The organism is Emticicia fluvialis (assembly GCF_024793945.1).
Taxonomy (GTDB): domain Bacteria; phylum Bacteroidota; class Bacteroidia; order Cytophagales; family Spirosomataceae; genus Emticicia; species Emticicia fluvialis.
The window spans coordinates 18,704-40,503 of the sequence record NZ_JANUSD010000006.1 but is presented as its reverse complement, the minus strand read 5'-3'; the positions used below and the strand labels follow the sequence as shown (position 1 = coordinate 40,503).

The 21,800-nt window shown below is 41.8% G+C and carries 21 protein-coding genes; 19 read left to right on the top strand and 2 right to left on the bottom strand.

The annotated features are described in order from the left end of the window. Nucleotides 1–103: 103 nt before the first annotated feature. The 13 genes from NZ848_RS08460 to NZ848_RS08400 all read left to right on the top strand — a co-directional run bounded on the left by NZ848_RS08460 (nt 104) and on the right by NZ848_RS08400 (nt 11,917). Nucleotides 104–718, top strand: a complete 615-nt coding sequence (locus NZ848_RS08460) for a c-type cytochrome (protein ID WP_253529783.1) — start codon at nt 104–106, stop codon at nt 716–718. An 86-nt stretch (nt 719–804) separates the two neighbouring features. Then, nucleotides 805–2,148 carry a quinol:cytochrome C oxidoreductase gene (locus tag NZ848_RS08455; protein WP_253529780.1) on the top strand — a complete coding sequence of 448 codons (1,344 nt, stop codon included), beginning with the start codon at nt 805–807 and terminating at the stop codon, nt 2,146–2,148. A 91-nt stretch (nt 2,149–2,239) separates the two neighbouring features. Beyond that, nucleotides 2,240–3,364, top strand: a complete 1,125-nt coding sequence (locus tag NZ848_RS08450) for a cytochrome c oxidase subunit II (RefSeq protein ID WP_253529777.1) — start codon at nt 2,240–2,242, stop codon at nt 3,362–3,364. Between the two features lie 41 nt (nt 3,365–3,405). Further along, a complete protein-coding gene (locus tag NZ848_RS08445) occupies nt 3,406–5,283 on the top strand; it encodes a cytochrome c oxidase subunit I (RefSeq protein ID WP_253529774.1) in 1,878 nt (625 codons plus the stop codon). Nucleotides 5,284–5,351: 68 nt separating this feature from the next. Then, nucleotides 5,352–6,344, top strand: a complete 993-nt coding sequence (locus tag NZ848_RS08440; protein WP_259015129.1) for a COX15/CtaA family protein — start codon at nt 5,352–5,354, stop codon at nt 6,342–6,344. After that, entirely contained in the window at nt 6,328–7,209 is an 882-nt protein-coding gene (gene cyoE, locus NZ848_RS08435) for a heme o synthase (RefSeq protein ID WP_253529759.1), read from the top strand. Before NZ848_RS08440 ends, cyoE begins: the two co-directional genes overlap by 17 nt. 22 nt (nt 7,210–7,231) lie before the next feature. Next, complete coding sequence (locus tag NZ848_RS08430) at nt 7,232–7,831, top strand: cytochrome c oxidase subunit 3 (RefSeq protein WP_259015128.1); 600 nt, start codon at nt 7,232–7,234, stop codon at nt 7,829–7,831. A gap of 68 nt (nt 7,832–7,899) precedes the next feature. Beyond that, a complete protein-coding gene (locus NZ848_RS08425; RefSeq protein ID WP_101724296.1) occupies nt 7,900–8,646 on the top strand; it encodes a cytochrome c oxidase subunit 3 in 747 nt (248 codons plus the stop codon). Between the two features lie 68 nt (nt 8,647–8,714). After that, on the top strand, nt 8,715–9,053 hold the full coding sequence (locus NZ848_RS08420; protein ID WP_101724295.1) for a cytochrome C oxidase subunit IV family protein: 339 nt from the start codon (nt 8,715–8,717) through the stop codon (nt 9,051–9,053). Continuing rightward, nucleotides 9,050–9,754 (top strand): SCO family protein, encoded by a 705-nt coding sequence (locus tag NZ848_RS08415; RefSeq protein ID WP_259015127.1) that lies wholly within the window; start codon nt 9,050–9,052, stop codon nt 9,752–9,754. Before NZ848_RS08420 ends, NZ848_RS08415 begins: the two co-directional genes overlap by 4 nt. A 14-nt stretch (nt 9,755–9,768) precedes the next feature. Then, entirely contained in the window at nt 9,769–10,299 is a 531-nt protein-coding gene (locus NZ848_RS08410) for a DUF420 domain-containing protein (protein WP_253529731.1), read from the top strand. Between the two features lie 4 nt (nt 10,300–10,303). Continuing rightward, a complete protein-coding gene (locus tag NZ848_RS08405; RefSeq protein WP_259015126.1) occupies nt 10,304–10,555 on the top strand; it encodes a hypothetical protein in 252 nt (83 codons plus the stop codon). 159 nt (nt 10,556–10,714) lie between these two features. Then, nucleotides 10,715–11,917, top strand: a complete 1,203-nt coding sequence (locus tag NZ848_RS08400) for a Gfo/Idh/MocA family protein (RefSeq protein WP_259015125.1) — start codon at nt 10,715–10,717, stop codon at nt 11,915–11,917. A gap of 106 nt (nt 11,918–12,023) precedes the next feature. Here NZ848_RS08400 and NZ848_RS08395 read toward each other — a convergent pair whose 3' ends face one another. Then, nucleotides 12,024–13,010: a DNA/RNA non-specific endonuclease gene (locus NZ848_RS08395; RefSeq protein ID WP_259015124.1), complete on the bottom strand. Its 987-nt coding sequence runs from the start codon at nt 13,008–13,010 to the stop codon at nt 12,024–12,026. A 215-nt stretch (nt 13,011–13,225) separates the two neighbouring features. Here NZ848_RS08395 and NZ848_RS08390 point away from each other — a divergent pair, with 215 nt between their 5' ends. Both NZ848_RS08390 and NZ848_RS08385 read left to right on the top strand, forming a co-directional pair. Next, complete coding sequence (locus tag NZ848_RS08390; protein ID WP_259015123.1) at nt 13,226–15,067, top strand: family 16 glycoside hydrolase; 1,842 nt, start codon at nt 13,226–13,228, stop codon at nt 15,065–15,067. 26 nt (nt 15,068–15,093) lie between these two features. After that, nucleotides 15,094–17,019, top strand: a complete 1,926-nt coding sequence (locus NZ848_RS08385) for a c-type cytochrome (protein ID WP_259015122.1) — start codon at nt 15,094–15,096, stop codon at nt 17,017–17,019. 5 nt (nt 17,020–17,024) lie between these two features. On the opposite strand, the gene NZ848_RS08380 is transcribed toward NZ848_RS08385, so the two are convergent. Continuing rightward, on the bottom strand, nt 17,025–17,903 hold the full coding sequence (locus NZ848_RS08380) for an AraC family transcriptional regulator (protein ID WP_259015121.1): 879 nt from the start codon (nt 17,901–17,903) through the stop codon (nt 17,025–17,027). Nucleotides 17,904–18,045: 142 nt separating this feature from the next. Here NZ848_RS08380 and NZ848_RS08375 point away from each other — a divergent pair, with 142 nt between their 5' ends. Genes NZ848_RS08375 through NZ848_RS08360 form a run of 4 tightly spaced genes read left to right on the top strand, consistent with a single transcriptional unit; the run spans nt 18,046 to nt 21,718 of the window. Then, nucleotides 18,046–19,701 carry a UxaA family hydrolase gene (locus NZ848_RS08375; RefSeq protein ID WP_259015120.1) on the top strand — a complete coding sequence of 552 codons (1,656 nt, stop codon included), beginning with the start codon at nt 18,046–18,048 and terminating at the stop codon, nt 19,699–19,701. Between the two features lie 37 nt (nt 19,702–19,738). Beyond that, on the top strand, nt 19,739–20,599 hold the full coding sequence (locus tag NZ848_RS08370) for a fumarylacetoacetate hydrolase family protein (RefSeq protein WP_259015119.1): 861 nt from the start codon (nt 19,739–19,741) through the stop codon (nt 20,597–20,599). Nucleotides 20,600–20,604: 5 nt separating this feature from the next. Further along, the gene (locus NZ848_RS08365) at nt 20,605–21,378 is read left to right on the top strand and encodes an SDR family oxidoreductase (RefSeq protein ID WP_259015118.1); all 774 of its coding nucleotides are present in this window, start codon (nt 20,605–20,607) and stop codon (nt 21,376–21,378) included. 1 nt (nt 21,379) lies between these two features. Next, a complete protein-coding gene (locus tag NZ848_RS08360; RefSeq protein WP_259015116.1) occupies nt 21,380–21,718 on the top strand; it encodes an L-rhamnose mutarotase in 339 nt (112 codons plus the stop codon). Nucleotides 21,719–21,800 lie beyond the last annotated feature (82 nt).

Below are 21,800 nucleotides of genomic sequence, written 5' to 3'. Positions count from 1 at the left end.
AAAACAATGAACTGCCGAAGGGTTGTTCAATACAATTTACATACAGAACATTGACGGGTATCCGGTAACGGGCTCAGATAGTTATACATTAATTTGTTTTCAAATGAAATTTTCAGTCAGAAATATCACGCTTGCAGTAGCAGTTGCATCTTTCTCATCAGTTGTTTTATCTTCATGTAAAGATAATAACAGCACTGGTTGGGAGTTTGCACCTAACATGTACAATTCTCGTGCTTACGAGCCCTTGACACAATGGCGTGAGAATACTATAAATGTGGATGGCAAAAACATGAGGTCGCCAGTGGCGGGTACTATTCCTCGCTCAAACTATCATACTTCTTTCATGCTGGATGATAGCACTAAGGTAAATGACCTGATGATTTATAATCTGCCTAAAGACAGTATTGCCGTTGCAGAAGTAACCTTGAAGAACCCTATTCCGTGGTCTGAAGCCGCAGAAGAAGAAGGTAAGGTTTTATACGAAAGAAACTGTGCGCACTGCCATGGCGACGGCGGAGCAGGTGACGGCCCTGTAGGTAAGGTTTACAAAGGGGTACCGAATTATGCCAGTGATGCTTACAAGAATATGAACGACGGACATATTTTCCATGTAATTACTTATGGAAAAGGCAGAATGTGGCCTCATGCTTCTCAGGTTAATCCTGAAGAACGTTGGAAAATTGTACACTACGTTCACAGATTACAATTAGGAAATTAATAACTCACCCCCATCCCTAATGGGGCGTGTTAGAAATATTAATATGATTACCCCTCTTTAGGGGAGGGGTTCAAATTTCAAGAATAATGGCTCATAATACTCACGAAATTCCTTCAACAGAAGAAAGATTTGAGTTTACTTCCGGATTGAAAAGCAAGTTGTTGATTGCTGCAGCCTTAGGTGTGGTTTTGGTTGCGCTCGGAATGTTTCTTTTACACAAAGGCTGGTCAATCGGCGTTTGGGAGTCGCACGGCGCCGAGCATGGAGCCGCTGCAGCCCATGGCGGTGGTCATGGCGAGCATGGTGGTGGAGAGCATCATGGTGCTACTCTTATCAACCGTCTCATCGGAAACCTATGGATGAATAGTGTCTATTTTCTTGGAATTTCAGTAGTAGGTATGTTTTTCATTGCCTACAATTACGTTGCTAAAGCGGGTTGGTCTGTTTCTATCAAACGTGTAGCTGAAGCCTTCCCATCATTCATTATTGTTCCGGGTATCATTCTTATTATCCTTTTTGCTATTCCTTCAACCCGCCACATGATTCTTCACTGGACTCACGAGGGAATTATGGATAAAGGAAGCGAGAATTATGACAAGATTATCGCAACCAAAGCATGGTATCTGAACACTCCTTTTTATGCCATCCGTTTGATTGCCTATGTTGGTGTGTGGTACTTCCTATGGATGCAGGTTCGCAAGTTCTCTTTACTTGAAGATCAGGAAGCCGGTTTGGATAACTATTACAAAAGCCGTAATATTTCTAAAGTATTCTTATTGTTCTTTGCTGTTACTTCATCTACTGCAGCCTGGGACTTATCAATGTCAATTGATACGCACTGGTTCTCTACTATGTTTGGTTGGTATCACCTTGCAAGCTGGCATGTATCTGGTTTAGCGGCTATTATGTTTACGGTTCTGATTCTGAAAGATAAAGGTTATATGAAGTATGTGAATGACAGCCATTTGCATGACCTTGGAAAGTTCATCTTTGGATTCTCGATTTTCTGGACTTACGTTTGGTTCTCGCAGTATCTTTTGATTTTCTATGCCAATTTACCTGAAGAAACAATTTATTTCCGCGAGCGTTTCACAGGGTATGACGGACGTTACTGGTGGCCATTCCACATTAACTTTGTTCTCAACTTCTTCTTCCCGATTCTTGTGCTGATGGCACGTGATTCTAAAAGAAGACCTACCTTCCTGAAACTTGCCTGTGGTGCTATTTTGATTGGTCACTGGTTTGACTTTTATCAGATGCACATGCCTGGTATTGCCAAAGACCAGGGTGGAATTGGTATCATTGAATGGGGTACTACACTTACTTTTGCTTCTTTGTTTATCTATTTTGTTGCAAATCAGTTGTCGAAAGCCAATCTTATTCCTCAGAAACATCCGTTTAAAGAGGAAGCTTTGCACCACGATATCTAATACAGAAAAGTTTTTTAAGGTACCGGTTTTTTCGATTAAATTTTAAAACATACAAGGATTAGGCACTTATAACTTGTAAATTTTTAGTAACATGACCTCATTAATTGTTATTTTAGCTGTTGTGTTTTTGGTACTGACCATTTTGGTTATTTCCAAAACCCAAACTCTATTGAAAGGTGTAAAGGGAAAGACGGAGGAAGAAAATGACTCGGTGGTTGATGGTGCAAATAATTCTAATGCCATTGGTCTATTTATATTCTGGATTGTTAGTGTAATCGGAGTTGTATGGTCATTTAACTATGCCAAGAAAGATTTCCTGATGGCTTTTGGTGATATGCCTTCTGCCTCTTCTGTACATGGAAAAGAAACTGATTACTGGTTCTGGTTTGGTATCACTGTTATTACATTGGCTTTCTTTTTGGTTAACTCTGTTCTTTTTTACTTCCCTTTAAAGTACCGTTATAAAAAAGACAGAAAGGCTTATTATTATCCTCATAATAATACCCTTGAAATTGTATGGACTTTGATTCCTGCGATTGTAATGGCAGGTTTGGTTTTCACGGGCTTAAGAGCCTGGAACAGAATCATGTCTGATGCGCCTGAAGATGCAGAAGTAATTGAGGTTGTAGGAAAACAGTTTTCATGGATGGTGCGTTATAGTGGTGTGGATGATGAGAAATTGGGTAACTACAATTACAAATTAATCAACGATTCGGAAGGTAATGAGTTTGGTGTTGATTTCACCGACGAACATTCATTTGATGATTTTACAAGTAATACAGAACTACATATTCCAAAAGGAAAACCTGTATTGTTGAAGATCAGAGCAAGAGATGTGTTGCACAGTGTGTTTATTCCTCACATGCGTGTGAAGATGGATGCAGTGCCGGGTATGCCTACCAAGTTCTGGTTTGTTGCCGATAAAAGTACTGCTGATATGCGTGCTGAATTAGGTAACCCTGATTTTAAATATGAGATTGCATGTACTGAGGTTTGTGGTCGTAGCCACTTTGCTATGAAGCTGAATCTTATTGTTGATGAGCCGGCAGATTATGAAAAATGGAAAAAAGAGCAAAAACCATTATTGTCTGTTAAACCTGAGTTTATTGACAAGGTTCCGGCCAATCTGAAAGCCAAAGCCTTGAAATATACTGGTGGTGAAGCGGCCGCATCTGATTCAACCACAACAGCTAAGCCAGTAGCGGCTTCTATGTAATTCTTTATAACAACAGAAAATTCTTAAAATAGTAATAAATTATGGCAGCAGTAGCACACGCAGACGTACATGCCAATGACCATGACCACGCTCACGAACACCACGAGCAAAGTTTTATCAGAAAGTATATCTTTTCTGAAGACCATAAAGTAATTGCTAAGCAATATTTGATTTCAGGTATTGTATGGGCGCTGATTGGTGGTTTTCTGTCATTAGTATTTCGTCTTCAATTAGGTTATCCTGGTATTGACCTGGGTTGGTTAAAACCGATTCTGGGTGAGAGATGGTTTGATGATGCCGGAAAGCTTGACCCTAACTATTACATTGCGCTTGTAACAATGCACGGAACCATCATGGTATTCTTTGTATTGACTGCAGGTTTAAGTGGTACTTTCTCAAATTTCCTTATTCCACTTCAGATTGGAGCAAGAGATATGGCATCAGGTTTTATGAACATGTTGTCATACTGGTTCTTCTTCCTTTCAAGTGTTATTATGTTTGCATCATTGTTTGTGCAAGATGGACCTGCCGGTGGCGGATGGGTTGTTTACCCACCTTTAAGTGCATTATCTGGTGCTGCTCCTGGTTCTGGTACCGGTATGACACTATGGTTGGTAAGTATGGCCATATTTATTGTATCTAGTTTGTTGGGTAGTGTAAACTACGTAACTACGGTTATCAACCTACGTACAAAAGGTATGACGTTTGATAAGATGCCGCTAACGATTTGGGCATTTACTTTTACTGCCATATTGGGTATTCTTTCGTTCCCTGTATTGTTGTCAGCAGCATTGTTATTGATTTTCGACCGTAGTTTTGGCACAAGTTTCTATTTGTCAGATATCTATATTAACGGGCAGGCATTGCCTAACCAGGGTGGTAGCCCGATTTTGTTCCAGCATTTGTTCTGGTTCCTGGGTCACCCTGAGGTTTACATTGTAATCCTTCCTGCTTTGGGTATGACCTCTGAAATCATTGCTACTAACTCAAGAAAACCGATTTTCGGTTACCGTGCTATGATCTTCTCAATGTTGGGAATTATGTTCCTGGCGTTTATTGTATGGGCTCACCATATGTTTATGTCTGGTATGAATCCTTTCCTTGGGTCGGTATTCATGTTGCTAACCCTGATTATTGCGGTACCGTCGGCGGTTAAGGCCTTTAACTATATTACTACCATGTGGAGAGGGAATATAGTATTTACGCCAGCCATGATGTTCTCAATTGGTCTTGTTTCATTCTTCGTATCAGGTGGTGTTACAGGTATTATTCTTGGTAACAGTGCTTTGGATATTCAATTGCATGATACCTACTTTGTGGTAGCTCACTTCCACCTTGTTATGGGTTCTGCTGCATTCTTTGGCATGGTAGCTGGTGTTTACCACTGGTTCCCTAAGATGTTTGGTAGAATGATGAACTCAACTCTGGGTTATATTCACTTCTGGATAACATTTGCCGGAGTCTATGTGGTGTTCTTCCCGCAACATTATCTGGGTATCGCTGGTTTCCCAAGACGTTATTACTCTTATACAGGTTTCGATTTTACATCTAAATATCAGGATTTAGCAGAGTTAAGTACCATTGCTGCCATTGTAGTATTTGCAGCTAACTTAATTTTCTTGTTCAACTTCTTCTATTCAATGTTCTGGGGTAAGAAGGCAACTGCAAACCCTTGGCGTTCGAACACTTTAGAGTGGACAACTCCTGTAGAGCCTGGCCATGGTAACTGGCCTGGCGAAATACCAACCGTATATCGTTGGCCTTATGATTACAGCAAGCCCGGTGCTGCTGAAGACTTTATCCCTCAGAATATACCTTTCTCGGCTACTCCTGAATCAAATCTGGAAGAAGAGAACGAAGAAATTAAAACTGAGAAGGATATTGAAGGTATCAAATATGATTACAGTATTCCTGATTGATTTTCAGGTTATAATATAGACCGGTAGTTTTAGCAATAGAACTACCGGTTAAAGAAAAGCGTAGAAGTATGCAAGTTTTCAGAAGACTGGGTATTTGGACAATCGGCGCAGTTTATGTGTTGATTCTGGTAGGGGGGATTGTTCGTGCTTCTGGCTCTGGAATGGGTTGCCCTGATTGGCCAAAGTGTTTTGGAAGTTGGGTTCCGCCTACTGACGCTTCGCAGCTTCCGCCTAATTATAAAGAGATTTTTGGTGCAAAACTTAAAGGTGAAGTTGAATTTAATGCCGTTAAAACCTGGGTTGAGTATGTAAACCGTTTGGTTGGCGTTACAATTGGTCTTTTAATATTTGCTACATTTATTTCTTCGTTTTTAGCCTTTAGAGCGAAGGATAGAGCAATTGTCTGGTTAAGTTTTCTGGCGTTTGTTCTGGTTGGTTTTGAAGGATGGCTGGGCTCAATTGTTGTATCAACTGAATTGCATCCGGTAATTATTACCTTGCACATGTTGCTTTCTGTTGTAATTGTTTTCATTCTTTTGTATGCAGTTGCCCGTTCTTACACAAAAGTTGTAATTGTTGAAGAGGTAAAGGATGCAGGGTCGTTGAGTTTTCTACTTACTGCCTTGATTCTGGTAACTACTGGACAGGTTCTTTTGGGTACACAGGTAAGAGAAACGATAGATCAGGTTGCGATACTAATGGGGTCTGATATGCGGTCTGAATGGATTGCTAATTTGGGTGGTAAGTTTCAAATGCACAGATGGTTCTCAATTGTAGTTACAGTTTTGCATTTATTCTTTTACTATCGATTAAAAAGAAATAGTAGTAGCAAAGGGATTATTAACCGTTTTTCGATTGCTTTGATAGCCTTGTTAGGTGTTGAAATGTTAACAGGTTTGTTTTTAAATTATCTGGGTTTCCCGTATTTTGCCCAGCCTGTACATTTAACAGTAGCTATTTTGATGTTGGGGATACAATTTGTTTTGTATCTTTTATTAAATAAAGAAAGAGTTTTTAGAGGAGTTCAGGAGTTTTATTTAAGTAATGAATCAATCCGTTAGTCAAAATATAATTGGTGTAAAATTAAAAGCTCTCTACGATATAACTAAGTTTCGGTTATCGGCGACAGTGGTTTTTTCTGGTGCTTTTGGTTTTATTTTAGGGGCTGACAAAGTTGATGCATTTAAGTTAGTTCTTTTCTGTATAGCTGCTTTTTCAACTACGGCGGCGGCGAACATTATTAATCAGATAATTGAAAAAGATCTGGATAAATTAATGAAGCGCACCCAAGACAGACCTCTACCCAGTGGCAGGCTCTCTGTTAAAGAGGCGGCCTTTTTTGGTTGGGTATTGGCTGCGGTTGCCATGTATATTTTGTTTTATGAGTTCAATTTCAGAGCCGGTCTGGTAGCCTTATTATCGATGGTACTGTATGGTTTTGTTTATACTCCGCTGAAACGTGTGGGACCCATTGCCGTTGCGGTTGGCGCATTACCGGGGGCTTTTCCTCCGATGATTGGCTGGATAGCCGCTACTAACCATTTCGGAATGGAGCCAGGCATCTTATTTGCTATTCAGTTTTTCTGGCAGTTTCCGCACTTCTGGGCAATTGCCTGGGTGCTTGATGAAGATTATAATAAGGCAGGGTTTAAGTTACTACCTTCTAAAGGTGGACAAAATTTAAACTCGGCTATTCAGATTATGATTTACACCTTGTTTTTGTTACCCTTATGTTGGGTTCCATATTACATGGGTATTACGGGTATCAATTCGGCCGTTGTGGCCATGATTTTCGGGGTGTTGTTTCTGGCGCAAACTTTTCACTTAATGCGAAAGGTTGATCGTAAAGCCGCACTTCAATTAATGTTCGGGTCTTTTATTTATCTTCCAGTTGTGCAGATTGCATACCTTCTGGATAAACTTTAAGACCTATAGATATCGAAAAAAGATGAGTCAGAAAATAGTAAAGATTCCTGCAAATAAAATTGCCGAAGAGCCCAAAGTGGTTTTGTCGGTAAACAAGTGGAAGTTTATGGTTTGGCTCTTTATTATTACCATTATTATGTTGTTTGCATCGCAAACAAGTGCATATCTGGTAAGAAGAGCAGAAGGTAACTGGGTAGAATTCGAGATTCCTCAAATATTCTGGTTTAGCACTGTTGTTTTAGTTATCAGTAGTATATCTATGCATTTTGCCCTGAGGGCAGCTAAGGCTGATAAACAACCGACATTAAAGCTGGCAGTAGCGCTTACCTTCGGATTTGGAATTGCGTTCCTGGTTATGCAGTACCTGGGTTGGCAAAATCTGCAGCAGCAGGGTGTTTTTTTAAAGGGTAATCCTTCGGGTTCATTCTTTTACATTTTCACCGGCCTGCACATGGCGCACCTGGTTATTGGTCTGGGTATTCTGATAGCCACTTTTATTATGGCGTTCAGAACCAAGATTAACTCGAAGAATACTTTACTGGTAGAGGTTTGCGCCACTTCATGGCATTTCCTTGACCTACTATGGGTGTATTTATTTGTATTTTTATTGTATTTTAGATAAACATTTTACAATTTCAAGATTCAGGCTGGTTCCTAACCGACCGGTTTGATATTCAGAAACTATCAGCTATGGCAAGTGCAAATACCTCAACAACCGCTGAACATTTGATTTGGAAAGGTGGAACCCAACCTATGAAAGTTGGATATGGAAAACTGATGATGTGGGTTTTTCTCCTTTCAGATACGTTTACTTTTTCAGCGTTACTGGTTTCTTATGGTTTGGTACGGTTTAGTTTTCCGACCTTTGAAGGATTAAGAAAAAACTTTGAATTCTCTACTACCTGGTGGCCAATACCAGAACGTGTATTTGAAGCCGTACCTTTTTTGCATGGTATAGAGGCTCCACTTGTATTTGTGGGTATCATGACTTTTATTCTAATCATGAGTTCGGTTACGATGGTGTTAGCTGTTGAGGCAGGTCATCGTCGTGATAAAGCTGATGTTGAGAAATATATGTTATGGACTATCCTTGGTGGTATAGCTTTCTTAAGTTCTCAGGCATGGGAGTGGTCACACTTTATTCATGGTACAGAAGAGGGCCTAACCCTGGCAAACGGAACCAAAATTTTTGGTGCCAACCTTGTTCAAAACCAATATGGGCCTCCTGCATTTGCTGATTTCTTTTTCTTCATAACAGGGTTCCACGGAACTCACGTGTTGTCTGGTGTGGTGCTTAACGTACTGGTTTTTTATAACACCGCTAATGGTGTATATGAAAAACGCGGACACTACGAAATGATTGAAAAAGTTGGCTTATACTGGCACTTTGTAGACCTGGTTTGGGTATTTGTATTTACTTTCTTCTACCTTGTGTAGTTGGCTTGGATATTGATTTCAGAAAATTCAATCTATAGATTGAGTAAACTTAAAATATTAGACAAAAAATGGCTCATCATTCAGAACCTCACGGAGAAAAACTTCCAGCGCAAACAAAAGAGATCTGGAAAACGTTTTGGATACTTTTAATCATTACTTCATTTGAGTTCGTAATTGCATTTTTAATTGATGCAGACCACTATAAATGGACAAAGATTGGAATCTTTGTGATTCTGACTATCGTCAAAGCCTATTATATTGTGGGTATCTTTATGCACTTAAAGCATGAAGTGAAATCTTTGATATGGACAATCATCTTACCTTGTATCTTTGTGGTTTGGTTGATTATAGCGTTGATTGTGGAAGGTGGGTATATCGGTTTCGAACGTTTCATATTTCCAAAATGAGTAAAAATACTATCAAAGCCGGAATACTAGTAGTGATACTGGTAGTTCCGGCTTTTATATTTATATTTCTGAAGTTGTTCGGAAATAATTATTACAAGCTACCCTATTTTATGCCTGAAACGGACGATAGGGGAATGGTTTTGATGAAAGGTGCCGACACGGTTTTTCATCAGATACCTGCGTTTGAATTGACAGATCAGAATGGGCAGAAGTTTTCTTCAGAGCAAACCAAAGGCAAAATTTACGTTGCAGATTTTTTCTTTACCCGCTGCGGCACTATTTGTCCTAAACTGAGTTCGGCCATGCTTAGGGTACAGGATGTGTTTATGGATAACCCGGATGTATTGTTGATTTCTCACTCGGTAGACCCGAACCATGATACCCCTCAGGTATTGAAAGAATATGCAAAGAAATTTGATGCCAAAAACGGGAAGTGGTTTTTTCTGACGGGCGAAAAAAAGGCAATTTATGATTTGGCTATTAAAGGTTATAAATTACCTGTGGCAGATGCGTCAGAGTATGATAAGAACATAAAAAATGTAGATGAGATGTTTATCCATTCAGAGAAGATAATGCTGATAGATAAAGATGGCTACATAAGAGGAATATATGATGGAACTTTTAATGCAGATATAGAACGTTTGCAGGCAGAAATAAAAGTTTTAGAAGAAATTTATAAAGATCAAAACAAATCTCGATAGAGGAAAATAAGCAGATGGAAGCGCAATTAGAAAGAAAATCCATGTTGTGGATAAACCTGTTGTCGGTTGTGATACCGGTAGCAGTAGCATTGTTGTTGGGGATTCCCCAAAAGATAGATTTTGGTGCCTGGACAAGTACTTTGCCTCATGTAATAGGGGTGATTAATTCTTTAACGGCAGTATTGTTATTGTATGGTTTCTACTTAATTAAGCAGGGGCAGATTGACCAGCATAAGCGTGTAATGACGGGTGCGTTTGCATTAGGTGCATTATTCCTTTTGTGTTATGTAGCTTATCATATTTCGAATCCGAGCACTAAGTTTGGCGGCGAAGGTACCATACGCTACATTTATTTCTTTGTGTTGATAAGCCATATAGGTTTGTCTTTTATAGTGTTGCCACTGGTTTTAAGAACGTATTATTTTTCGTGGAGTAATCAGATGAGCAGACACAAAAAGATTGCAAGAATTGCATTTCCTATCTGGTTGTATGTTTCAATAACAGGTGTGATTGCGTATATTATGATCAGACCATATTATGTTTAAAAACATGAAAGCCTTAAAATTATTTGCGGTAACGGTTATTGTGGTTTTATTTAATTGCTCAGTTTCAATGGCGCAATGTGCTATGTGCCGTGCCACCGTTGGCAGCAATTTAAGTGAAGGCAGAGGCGAAATAGGAACAGGTATTAATGACGGAATATTGTATCTGCTTGTTATTACTTACCTTTCAGTGCCTACTCTGATTTTTATCTGGTTCAGAGCCGCTAAAAAAGAAATGCGTCTGAAACTTAACGGCTAAGCCTGCCGTGCATACCGATATTACCGGAAAAGAATCTGCTACCTGTGTGGCAGATTCTTTTTTATTTCTACCTCTTGGGTTTCCTGATTCTTTAGTATCTTGCATTGGGCTTGTATAGACAAGCCGCCCCCAATCTATCAACCTTAAAATATTTTAACCATGAGTAACAAACCTCATAGAATTGCTATGCTGGGCACCGGCCTTATTGGCTGGTTCTATACCAAATCTCTTCATGAGCATCGCAGACCTGACCGTGTACAAGTTGTTTATTCAAGAAGCGAAGAACGCGGCAAAGCTTTTGCCGAAGAGTGGGGGATACCCGAGTATACCACCAGCATGGAAGACGCCATCAAAGATGAGAACATAAACGTAGTAGTTGTAGGTTTACCTAATGACCTGCATTTTCAGGCTATTGAACTTTGTTGCAAATATAAAAAGGCGGTGCTATGCACAAAGCCTCTGGCCCGCACAGGAGATGAAGCCCGAGCAATACTTGAAATGGTTGAGAAGGCCGGTATTTTTCATGGATATCTGGAAGACCTGGCCTATACCCCTAAAACCCTGCATGCCCTGCAGTCGGTGAAAAACGGGGTAATCGGGCGGGTAACGTGGGCGCGCTCCAGAGAAGCGCATCCCGGGCCTCACTCAAGCTGGTTTTGGGATCTAAAGAAAGCCGGTGGTGGCGCAATTGTAGACCTGGGCTGCCATTGTATTGAAATTGCCCGCAACTACATAGGCAAAGATATAAGACCCGTTGAGGTGATGTGCTGGGCTGCCACACAGGTAAAGCCCATAGAAGCAGAAGATAATGCCATTGCTCTGGTAAAATATGCCAGTGGCGCTATTGCACAGTTTGAAGTGAGCTGGTCGTTCAGGGGAGGCATGGATTTAAGAGACGAAGTGTCAGGCACGGAAGGGGTTATCAGAACAGACCATTTTATGCGTACCGGTTTTGAAATGTTTACGGCAGCGCAGGAGTCTAGCTACGTGGCTGAAAAGGCAGAAAGTGCCTCAGGTTGGTTGTTTCCGGTGGGCGATGAGGTAAATTCATTGGGCTATACCCATATGTTTACGGATATGTTTGATAGCCTGGATAACGGAGGTACGCCAATGGAAAGTTTCTATGACGGCTACATAGTTAATGCGGTAATAGATGCCTGCTACAAATCGGCTAAAACTAAAAAGTGGGAGCCGGTAGAAATTATAGACTGGCGAGGGAGAACAGATGTAACGGAGCCGTCGCCGTTTGTAGATTTTGATGCAGACCACTGGCATATAAAGGATGAATTTTTACCAGACGGCCGCAAGAAGGTAATTCTGAAAGAAAAGGCCACCGGAAATATCATTCAAAGGGTTTTGTAGTGAGGCAAGTTCTACGAACAAAGGCTTATAGAGTTTATGAAATTTAACCACCCCTCCTTGAAAAAGGAGGGGGATTTTCAATGCAAATACTGTAGTTATAAACGCTTCACTTTTGTGTTTTTGTCCAGGCTGACCAATCACTTGCTGCTTCCAGTTGTTTTTCAATGGTATCGGGCAGTTTGCTAAAAAAATCAAGGCCGGTTTTCTGCTCAATTTCGTCAATAGAAACTACGTAGGTGTTCATCTTTTTATTCAATTCGGCTGAATTGGGGAGCAGAAACCCGATGGCCCGTGGCTTTTGTGTGCTGCCTTTAGGGTAATACAACACAATTTTATAATAGTGTTTTGGTACAGAAACCGTATTATATCTACCAATGGTTTTCATGTTTTTGCTCAGCACAGGCCCTGTTACAATAAACAATTCTTTATCTCTTAAAGCCCAGCTTCTGATACGGCTTTCGATGTTTTCCCATATTCCGCGATTCAATTCAGGCACTTGCGGACAGATGTTGCTCATAAAAAATGTTTCATTCATTAACCCCTGGCAGCATTTAAAATCTCCGGCAGGTACCATATGGCCCCGGTCATAACCAGAACCTGTATAATCGGCAGATAAAGCAGACGCCTCTTTTACTTTACCGTCTGGAACAAACTGGTTCTCACTTCTGTCGGCTTTACCCTTTGTAAACGTTCCACGCAGTTGATAGGCTACCCAGGCAGGTATTTCGTATTTTTCTTCATACCGCAGCGTGTAGTTTTTGTGCCTGATAATTTCATCGTTTTTCTGAATGGCAGGTAATACGTAATCAGGTAAAGTAAGGTCTATCTGGTCAGGTTCATACGTTGGCTCATTGGTTGCAGAAAAGTTGTCTTCCTTTTTATGGTTTTTTGATTTCCTGCCCGTTTGAGACGGTTGGCTGGCCGGTTCAGGCGCTTTATACGGATTTAACTGATTTTGAGCAGAATCTTTGTTTTTTATGTAATGGCTGGCCGTTTGCCATATTTTGCCTAGAGGCCCGGGTTGGTCTTTATAATAGAGAACAAAACCAACGGCAAAGAAAATAAGCAGCAGAATGATACGATTCGATTTCATTTACTAAGGAAAGGCTAAGGGTTTTTGATGCAAGTTTACAAACAAAACGAATGACAACAGGTATTTATGAGCGACTTTATAAGAAAGTGTTAGAAGCAGGCACAGAGGTGCTGCAGATATATCTCTCAGAAGACGTTGAAATTCATTTCTAACCATAGCTATTTTCAATTAATGATAAATGCTATTACATTTGTTGTTTCAAATCAAACCAAGCAATGAATAAAAAATTCCTCACGAATCTCGTTTTCTGTGGGTTATTTGCCGGTGCCGTTTCAGCACAGCAGGTAATTCCATTGAATAACATGGATGCATTCAGACCTACCAAAGGACAATGGAGTATTGTCGGTGCGGTGGAAGCAGACCTCACTAAAGCTAATGATTTACATAAAAAAGATGCTGCAAACGGTGTAAATACAGGCATTTTATTATGCGAGCACCCTCAGGGAAAATATGGCATTGAAATGGATCTGCTCACCAAAATGGAGCACGGAGACCTGGACCTTGATTTAGATTTCATGATGGCCAAGGGGTCAAACTCGGGCATCTATCTGCAAGGCCGTTACGAAATTCAGTTGTTTGACAGCTGGGGTAAAAAATTACCGAAATACAACGACCTGGGCGGAATTTACGAACGATGGGACGACACAAAGCCAGAGGGCTCAAAAGGGTATCAGGGTGTAGCACCGCGCATCAACGTGGCCAAAGCGCCGGGTATATGGCAAAATATTAAGATTTCTTTTCAAGCGCCAAGGTTTGATGCCTCTGGCAAAAAAATAGCTAACGCAAGAATTCTGTCAATCTACCTGAACGGAATATTAATCCATGAGAATGTAGAGCTTACCGGCCAAACCAGAGGTGCATGGGAAGACAACGAAGTAGCCATGGGACCTCTTCGTTTTCAGGGAGACCACGGCAATGTGGCTATCAGAAACATTAAGTACAAAAGCTATAACCAGAAAGTGTTGAGCTTTAAAGACCTGAAATATGGTGTGTATAAAGGGAACTTCAGAACAATTGCCGACATAGAAAAAATAAAACCTGAATACAGCGGTGCCGGTAATATTCTGAACTGGGCGGTATCAAACGCTGAAAATGAATTTGCCGTAAAATATGCAGGTAAAATTGTAGTGCCTGATGCCGGAACATACACTTTTACTACTACGCATGGCGGTAATACAGAAATGAGCATTAACGGCCAGAAAGCATTTAAAAATGGTTGGAGGGCATCTGACCTGGAGGGAAGAAGCGTAACAGTAACATTGCCAGCCGGAGAAGTACCGTTTGAGTTATATTACTGGAAAGCCGACGGCTGGTTACAGCCAATGTTGGGTTTATATGCAGAATCAGAAACGGTACGTAAGCATCCTTTGCATTCGGCTAATTCAGCAATGGTTAATAGTCCGTCGTCGCCTATATTGTTAGGTACAGCTGCTGAACCGGTATTGCTGCGCTCGTTTATGGATATTACTGAGGGAGGTAAAAACAAGCGTATTGTGCATGCCATTTCGGTTGGTAACAAAGAAAATGTACACTTTACTTATAATCTTGATAACGGTGCGTTGTTTCAGGCCTGGAAAGGAAATTATCTGAACACCACCCCGATGTGGCTTGACAGAGGCGATGGCAGCTCGAAACCTATGGGCAGTGTAATGCCTTTTGGCGATTCCCCCTTGCTGGCTGTTTTAGAAACGCAAGACAAACCCTGGGGATTGGTTGATGCGACTTTCCGTACCAAAGGATATGAACTCGATGAAAACGGACAGCCTACTTTTAAATATGAAATTTATGGCGCTAAGGTATCAGACAAAATAGTGCCTGTAGAAGAAGGCAAAATGCTGAAACGCGATATTTCTGTTGCCGGAACAGCAAGCAACTTGTACGCACGACTGGCAAGTGCAGAGGTTATCAGCAAGAAAGCTGACGGAACTTTCATTATAGGAGACAACGCCTATCTGATTAAAATAAATGAAGGAACTGCCAGCATCAGAACGCTAGGTGGCAGGCAGGAGTTGGTGGCTCCGTTGGGCGAGAAAATCAGTTATTCGATTATTTGGTAAAACAGAGGCTTTAAAATTCTATAAGCATGAAGAAAATATTTAAAACAATCCTTTTTTCGGTGGCTATAATGTCTGCTGCATGGGCGCAGAATACCGCCGAAAATGAATATTACCGCATCATTACGCTTCCTGTGCCAGAAAACATGCTGCTTGAAGTGGGCGGTATTACTACTTTGCCCAATGGAGACATAGCGCTTGCCACACGCAGGGGAGATATCTGGGTAGTTAGCAACCCCTCAATGGCAGGTACGGCTATACCTTATTTTAAGAAATTTGCCAGTGGTTTACACGAGATTCTGGGTCTGGTTTACAGAAACGGAGCCTTTTATTGTGCACAAAGAGGCGAATTGACCAAACTGATTGACAAAAACGGTGATGGCAAAGCAGATGTATATGAAACCATAGCAACTTTGCCGATTTCAGGCCATTATCATGAATACAGCTACGGCCCTAAATTTTTACCGGATGGCTCAATGATTGTTACCGGCAACGTAGCTTTTGGTGATGAAGAATGGTGGAGAGGCGAAAGCCGAGTACCCTGGAGAGGCTGGGCAGTAAGAATTACCGAAGACGGCAAAATAGAGCCTTATGCCACTGGTATGCGGTCTCCGTGTGGTATTGGTATGATTGACGGGGAGTTCTGGTATGGCGACAACCAGGGAGACTGGATGGGTTCTGGGTTTATTGCTCAGGTTAACAAAGGCGATTTTATGGGGCATCCGGCAGGTTTACGCTGGACAAGCGACCCGGCATCGCCGGTGAAGTTGACGGCAGAGCAATTGTTTGCCAAAGTGAACCCAAGAAGAGACAAAGATGCCAATGGCTATTACATAAAGCCCGAAAACATTGAAAACGAAAGAGGCGTGTATCTTTTTGAACTGAAAAAGGATATTCCTGAACTGAAAACACCTGCCGTGTGGTTGCCGCACGGTGTGCTGGGGATTTCTACCTCTGAAATACTGAAAGATGAAACTGCAGGGGGCTTCGGGCCATTTGCAGGGCAGCTTTTTGTTGGCGACCAGGGTAAGAGTAATATCTCAAGAGTGTTTATTGAAAAAGTAAACGGCGAATACCAGGGCGCTTCTTTCATGTTCCGTGAGGGCTTTCAGTCTGGTATTTTACGTATGACCTGGGGCAAAGACGGCTCATTATTTCTAGGGGAAACCAACCGTGGATGGGGTTCGGCCGGAAATACAACTGCCGGAGTAGAACGTCTTGTCTGGACGGGCAAAACACCTTTTGAAATGAAAGCCGTAAGAGCAATGCCTGATGGTTTTGAAATTGAGTTTACCAAACCCGTAAACAAAGCTACCGCTGCCGATTTTAAAAATTATCAGGTACGCAGTTTTATTTACAAGTATCATCCGGTATATGGCAGCCCGACAGTAGGCGAGAAGTTTCTGAATGTAAAAGGTCTGAAAGTGTCGGAAGACGGATTGAAAGTAAGATTGTTGGTGGAAGGCCTGAGAGACCATTTTATACATGAAATAAAAGCCGATGGTGTAAAAGATGCTGAAAGCAAAGGTTTGCTGCACAATACTGCGTTTTATACACTTAATAATATTCCGGCTGGTGAAAAGCTGACAGGCCATTTGGTTCGCCCTGCTAATCTGCCAGTAACCGGAACAAGCGTAAAAGCTGAAAAACTGGTAACACCTGACGACAGAACAGCCAAAACCCCTGCCAAAAAAGTGGTGCCGACTTATGACGAAATAAAACCATTATTGCAGAAACATACTTGCGTTGCCTGTCATCAAACAGATAAACGCCAGGTAGGCCCTGCCTTTAAAGACGTAGCCAAACGCAATTATTCAGATACCAAAATTGTGGGTTTAATTGCAAAGCCGAATCCTAAAAACTGGCCTGATTACGCTACCGAGATGCCTCCTATGCCACAGGTACCTAAAGAGGATGCCTTAAAAATTGCTACCTGGATAAATTCACTGAAATAATAAAATCAGGATTTTAACCCCCCAAAAACCTGCCGGTAATCGGTAGGTTTTTGTTTTTTTAGCAAGCGGAAAGAACGGTTGAAATTAGAAAGATTATGAAAGCCGCAGTCGAAAGCAATCTGCTGAATGCTCTTTTTGTTTTCTATCAACATACGGCAGGCATAGCCAATGCGTACCTCGGTTAGAAACTGTATGTAGGTTTTTTGAGTACGGTTTTTAAAATAGCGGCAAAAATTAGGTACCGACATATTGGCAATTGTGGCGGCTTCTTCAATCAGAATTTTACCATTAAAATGTGAAAGCGTAAATTCATAAATCCGGTTGATGGTATCGGCACCGAAACGATGGTAAGACTCAACAAAGCCTTCGCTGCTCAGGAAGTCGAGCTCATCAGAATTGGCTATTAATTCAAGCATCTGTAACAAAAGGCTGATACGCTGCACGCCATTCTGGTTTTCAACCAGCTGAGAAAACAAGGCCAATACATGGGCTTTGGTGATGCCTGAAATCTTTAAGCCCCGCTTCGATTTTTCGATAAGCCGGTTGATGTTTTCCATTTCTTTCAGGTGCAGGAAATCCTTACCGAAACAATCGGGTAAAAACTGCACCACCATTGCCACGGCTTTCAGGTCTGAGCCCTCGGCATAGTAACCCACATCGTTCCGCCATACATGCGGTAGGTAGGCACCCAGTAAAACCATATCGCCCTCAGCAAATTCTTCAATGCTGTCGCCCACAAAACGGGTACCCTTACTTTCTATAATATAGGTGAGCTCAAGCTCAGGATGGAAATGCCATTTGTCATAAAGAACAGGTAGTTTGTCCTTACGGGAAACGAATGAATAATCTGCCGAAATATTAACTTTACGAAGTACTGCCTGCACTGATTATTGATATAATGTTAACATTATGCGCCTGAAGATGTAAAGTTGATAATATTTCATCAAAAGTGTATAACATTTCATAAAAAAAACAAAAGAATGAATTGTATTTTTGTAAGATATTATTTAATTCACAAATTAGTATATGCAACATAAAGTTCTGAAAGTAAATCCTTCTGATAATGTGATAGTAGCGCTTCGGAATCTGGAAGCGGGAGAGTGTATAGATTTTGAAGGAGAAAATTACGTATTACCACGTTCTATAGCAGCCAAGCACAAATTTGTAACGGAGGATTTAAATGCAGGAGACCACGTAACCATGTATGGTGTATTGGTTGGGAAAGCTACACAGCCTATTAAACGTGGAGAACAGATAACTACTTTTAACCTGAAGCATGAGTCGGAAGCGTACTCTGTAAACAAAAGAGTGCCTCAGACAGACTGGCAGGCTCCTGATGTGTCGAAGTGGAAAGACCGAACTTTTATGGGCTACCATCGTTCAGACGGACAGGTGGGTACAGCCAATTACTGGCTGGTAGTACCTTTGGTATTCTGCGAAAACCGCAATATACTAAAACTGAAAGAAGCGTTTGACAAGGCGCTGGGTTATGCTTTTCCGGATATTTATCTGCGCCAGGTAGAAGATTTGGTGCATCTGCATCAGAAAGGTGATTCTTCCAGCGTTGATAGCTATAATCAGGCCGTAAACGGGGCTTCCATAGCAGATAACCGTTTATTCCCGAATCTGGATGGTATCAAGTTTTTGACACATGAGTCGGGCTGTGGTGAAAACAACCAGGATTCTGAAATACTGGCGGCACTTTTTGCTGCTTATGCCAATAATGCTAACGTAACCGGTATAACTGTATTGAGCCTGGGCTGCCAGAAAACCCAGTTTACCGATTTGATGGACGAAATCAAAAAACGTAACCCTGATTTTGATAAACCTGTGCTGTTATTTGAACAACAGGCTTACGGTACGGAGTTCGACATGATGTCGGCAGCAATTAAAGAGACATTTAAAGGCTTAATTGAAGCCAATAAGCTGACGCGTGAGCCGGCCCCGCTTACCAAACTGAATATTGGTTTAAAATGTGGCGGTTCTGATGGCTTCTCGGGTATATCGGCCAATCCGGTGCTGGGTCATTTGTCTGACCTCGTGGTGGCTTTGGGCGGTACAACCTATCTGGCCGAATTCCCTGAACTGTGTGGTGTAGAGCAGGAACTGATTAACCGCTGCATAACCACAGAAAAAGCCGAGAAGTTTGAATACCTGATGCGCGACTATGCTGCAAAAGCAGAAGCCGTTGGCGCTGGTTTTGACATGAACCCATCGGCAGGAAACATAAAAGACGGCTTGATTACCGATGCCATCAAGTCGGCAGGGGCTGCCAAAAAAGGAGGAACTGCTCCGATTGTTGATGTATTGAATTATACCGAACTAGCTAAAGAGCCAGGCTTGCATCTGGTTTGTACGCCTGGTAACGACGTACTTGCCACCACAGGTAAGGCGGCCTCTGGCGCTACAATTATATTGTTTACAACTGGTTTAGGGACACCAACGGGTAACCCGGTTTGTCCGGTTGTAAAGGTTTCAACCAATACCCAGTTGGCAAAAAAGATGTCTGATATAATTGATTTTGATTGTGGCGAAATCATAACCGGTGAAAAAACCATTGAGCAGACCGCTGAAGCATTACTTGAATATTGCATTGGCCTTGCCAGCGGTGCCTATCAGACAAAGGCCCAGCAGCTGGGTCAGGACGATTTCATGCCCTGGAAAAGAGGGGTGAATTTGTAATATGAATTTTTGTAAATACAGATAAAAAATTTTGATTATGAGAATATTTCGTTTTGGTGAGTTTGAGCAGGAAAAACCAGGTGTTGAGCTAGTAGATGGCACCCGGATTGATGTTTCAGCGTTTGAAGAAGACTATACCGAGAAGTTTTTCGGTACCGATGGGTTGGCGCGTCTGGCCGCATGGGTAGAAGCCAATGCAGACAGCTGCCCGAAAGTACCTGCTGATGTGCGCATTGGCTCTTGCATTGCGCGCCCTTCAAAAATTGTTTGTATAGGCCTTAACTATGCCAAGCATGCTGAAGAGACAAACGCACCGATTCCGAAAGAACCCATTATTTTCTTTAAATCTACCACCGCGCTTTGCGGCCCCTACGATAAGGTGATTATTCCGAAAAACTCGGTAAAAACAGACTGGGAGGTTGAACTGGCGGTTGTTATTGGTAAAAAGGCTTCGTACGTTTCTGAAGAAGAAGCATTAGACTACGTGGCCGGTTATGCTTTGCACAACGATTACTCAGAAAGAGAATTTCAGATAGAAAGAGGCGGACAATGGGTGAAAGGCAAAAGTGCAGACACTTTTGCTCCACTGGGGCCTTTCCTCGCTACTAAAGATGAAATAGAAAATCCACACAACTTACCATTATGGCTGACAGTGAACGGAGAAAAACTACAAAACTCCAGCACTGACGACATGATTTTTAAAATTCCGTTCCTGATTCATTACCTGAGCCAGTTCATGACTTTACTACCGGGCGATGTTATTTCAACCGGTACACCTTTCGGGGTGGGTCTGGGCTTTAAACCGCCACGTTACCTGAAAGCCGGCGACGTGGTTGAACTGGGAATTGATGGACTGGGAACCCAAAAACAAGTAGCAGTAGACTATTCAAAAAACTGAATCAAATGAATCTCGATTTAAAAGATAAAGTAATCATAGTAACCGGTGGCGCCAAGGGAATTGGCGAAGGCATTGTGAAGGTTCTGGCCAATGAAGGAGCAATACCTGTAATTATTGGCCGTAATGAAGCTGATAATCAGAAAACGCTGGATGCCATTGGCGGTAATGGTTTTCAGGTTGGCGCTGAACTGAACGAACCCGAAGCATGTAAAAATGCAGTAGCACAGGTGATAGCCAAGTTTGGCCGCATTGACGGCCTGGTAAATAATGCAGGTGTAAACGATGGCGTGAATCTGGAAAACGGCAGCTATGAAGCCTTTATGGCATCAATACACAAAAATCTGGTGCATTATTATCTGATTGCCCACTATGCCCTGCCAGAGTTGAAGAAAAGCAAAGGTAGCATTGTGAATATCGGCTCAAAAACCGGAGAGACCGGGCAGGGAGGTACATCTGCCTATGCGGCTGCCAATGGAGGACGCAACGCCCTAACCCGTGAATGGGCCGTTGAGTTGCTGAAATATGGTATCAGGGTGAACTCGGTGATTGTGGCAGAATGCTACACACCGTTGTATGAAAAGTGGATAAAGACCCTGCCAAACCCGGAAGAGACTTTGCAGAAAATTACTGAGAAAATACCTTTAGGGAATCGTATGACCACCGCCGAGGAAATTGCCAACATGGTGGTATTTCTGTTATCGGAGCGCTCGAGCCATACTACTGGTCAGTTGATTCATGTAGATGGGGGTTATGTACATTTAGACAGAGCCCTGATATAAGATGAAAAGATTTTGCCTGGCACTTGATTTGAAGGATGACCCCGCGCTGATAGCCGAATATGAGGTATATCATGAACGGATTTGGCCGGAAATAGCAGCGAGTATAAGAGAGGCGGGAATTATGGACATGGAAATTTACCGCATCAGTAACCGCCTGTTTATGATTATGGAAACAAAGGATGATTTCTCTTTTGAACGGAAAGCCGAAATGGATGCCACTAATGCCAAAGTGCAGGAATGGGAAACCCTGATGTGGAAGTATCAGCAGGCCCTGCCTGTTGCAAAGCCGGGTGAAAAGTGGATTTTTACAGATAAAATCTTCGACTTGAAACTACAGTAATCTATACCTCTATAATATCTATAACAGCCATTTGAAAAATTGGCTGTTATTTTTTTATTTGCATGTGCTGTTTCATAAAAAC

Excerpts from the sequence above, each read along its gene's own strand:
- NZ848_RS08385 (WP_259015122.1), top strand. The coding sequence starts at position 15,094 with ATGAAGAAAATATTTAAAACAATCCTTTTTTCGGTGGCTATAATGTCT.
- NZ848_RS08400 (WP_259015125.1), top strand. The coding sequence starts at position 10,715 with ATGAGTAACAAACCTCATAGAATTGCTATGCTGGGCACCGGCCTTATT.
- NZ848_RS08360 (WP_259015116.1), top strand. The coding sequence starts at position 21,380 with ATGAAAAGATTTTGCCTGGCACTTGATTTGAAGGATGACCCCGCGCTG.
- NZ848_RS08450 (WP_253529777.1), top strand. The coding sequence starts at position 2,240 with ATGACCTCATTAATTGTTATTTTAGCTGTTGTGTTTTTGGTACTGACC.
- NZ848_RS08370 (WP_259015119.1), top strand. The coding sequence starts at position 19,739 with ATGAGAATATTTCGTTTTGGTGAGTTTGAGCAGGAAAAACCAGGTGTT.
- NZ848_RS08410 (WP_253529731.1), top strand. The coding sequence starts at position 9,769 with ATGGAAGCGCAATTAGAAAGAAAATCCATGTTGTGGATAAACCTGTTG.
- NZ848_RS08415 (WP_259015127.1), top strand. The coding sequence starts at position 9,050 with ATGAGTAAAAATACTATCAAAGCCGGAATACTAGTAGTGATACTGGTA.
- NZ848_RS08460 (WP_253529783.1), top strand. The coding sequence starts at position 104 with ATGAAATTTTCAGTCAGAAATATCACGCTTGCAGTAGCAGTTGCATCT.
- NZ848_RS08390 (WP_259015123.1), top strand. The coding sequence starts at position 13,226 with ATGAATAAAAAATTCCTCACGAATCTCGTTTTCTGTGGGTTATTTGCC.
- cyoE (WP_253529759.1), top strand. The coding sequence starts at position 6,328 with ATGAATCAATCCGTTAGTCAAAATATAATTGGTGTAAAATTAAAAGCT.
- NZ848_RS08365 (WP_259015118.1), top strand. The coding sequence starts at position 20,605 with ATGAATCTCGATTTAAAAGATAAAGTAATCATAGTAACCGGTGGCGCC.
- NZ848_RS08455 (WP_253529780.1), top strand. The coding sequence starts at position 805 with ATGGCTCATAATACTCACGAAATTCCTTCAACAGAAGAAAGATTTGAG.
- NZ848_RS08440 (WP_259015129.1), top strand. The coding sequence starts at position 5,352 with ATGCAAGTTTTCAGAAGACTGGGTATTTGGACAATCGGCGCAGTTTAT.
- NZ848_RS08445 (WP_253529774.1), top strand. The coding sequence starts at position 3,406 with ATGGCAGCAGTAGCACACGCAGACGTACATGCCAATGACCATGACCAC.
- NZ848_RS08420 (WP_101724295.1), top strand. The coding sequence starts at position 8,715 with ATGGCTCATCATTCAGAACCTCACGGAGAAAAACTTCCAGCGCAAACA.
- NZ848_RS08405 (WP_259015126.1), top strand. The coding sequence starts at position 10,304 with ATGAAAGCCTTAAAATTATTTGCGGTAACGGTTATTGTGGTTTTATTT.
- NZ848_RS08430 (WP_259015128.1), top strand. The coding sequence starts at position 7,232 with ATGAGTCAGAAAATAGTAAAGATTCCTGCAAATAAAATTGCCGAAGAG.
- NZ848_RS08375 (WP_259015120.1), top strand. The coding sequence starts at position 18,046 with ATGCAACATAAAGTTCTGAAAGTAAATCCTTCTGATAATGTGATAGTA.
- NZ848_RS08425 (WP_101724296.1), top strand. The coding sequence starts at position 7,900 with ATGGCAAGTGCAAATACCTCAACAACCGCTGAACATTTGATTTGGAAA.
- NZ848_RS08395 (WP_259015124.1), bottom strand. The coding sequence starts at position 13,010 with ATGAAATCGAATCGTATCATTCTGCTGCTTATTTTCTTTGCCGTTGGT.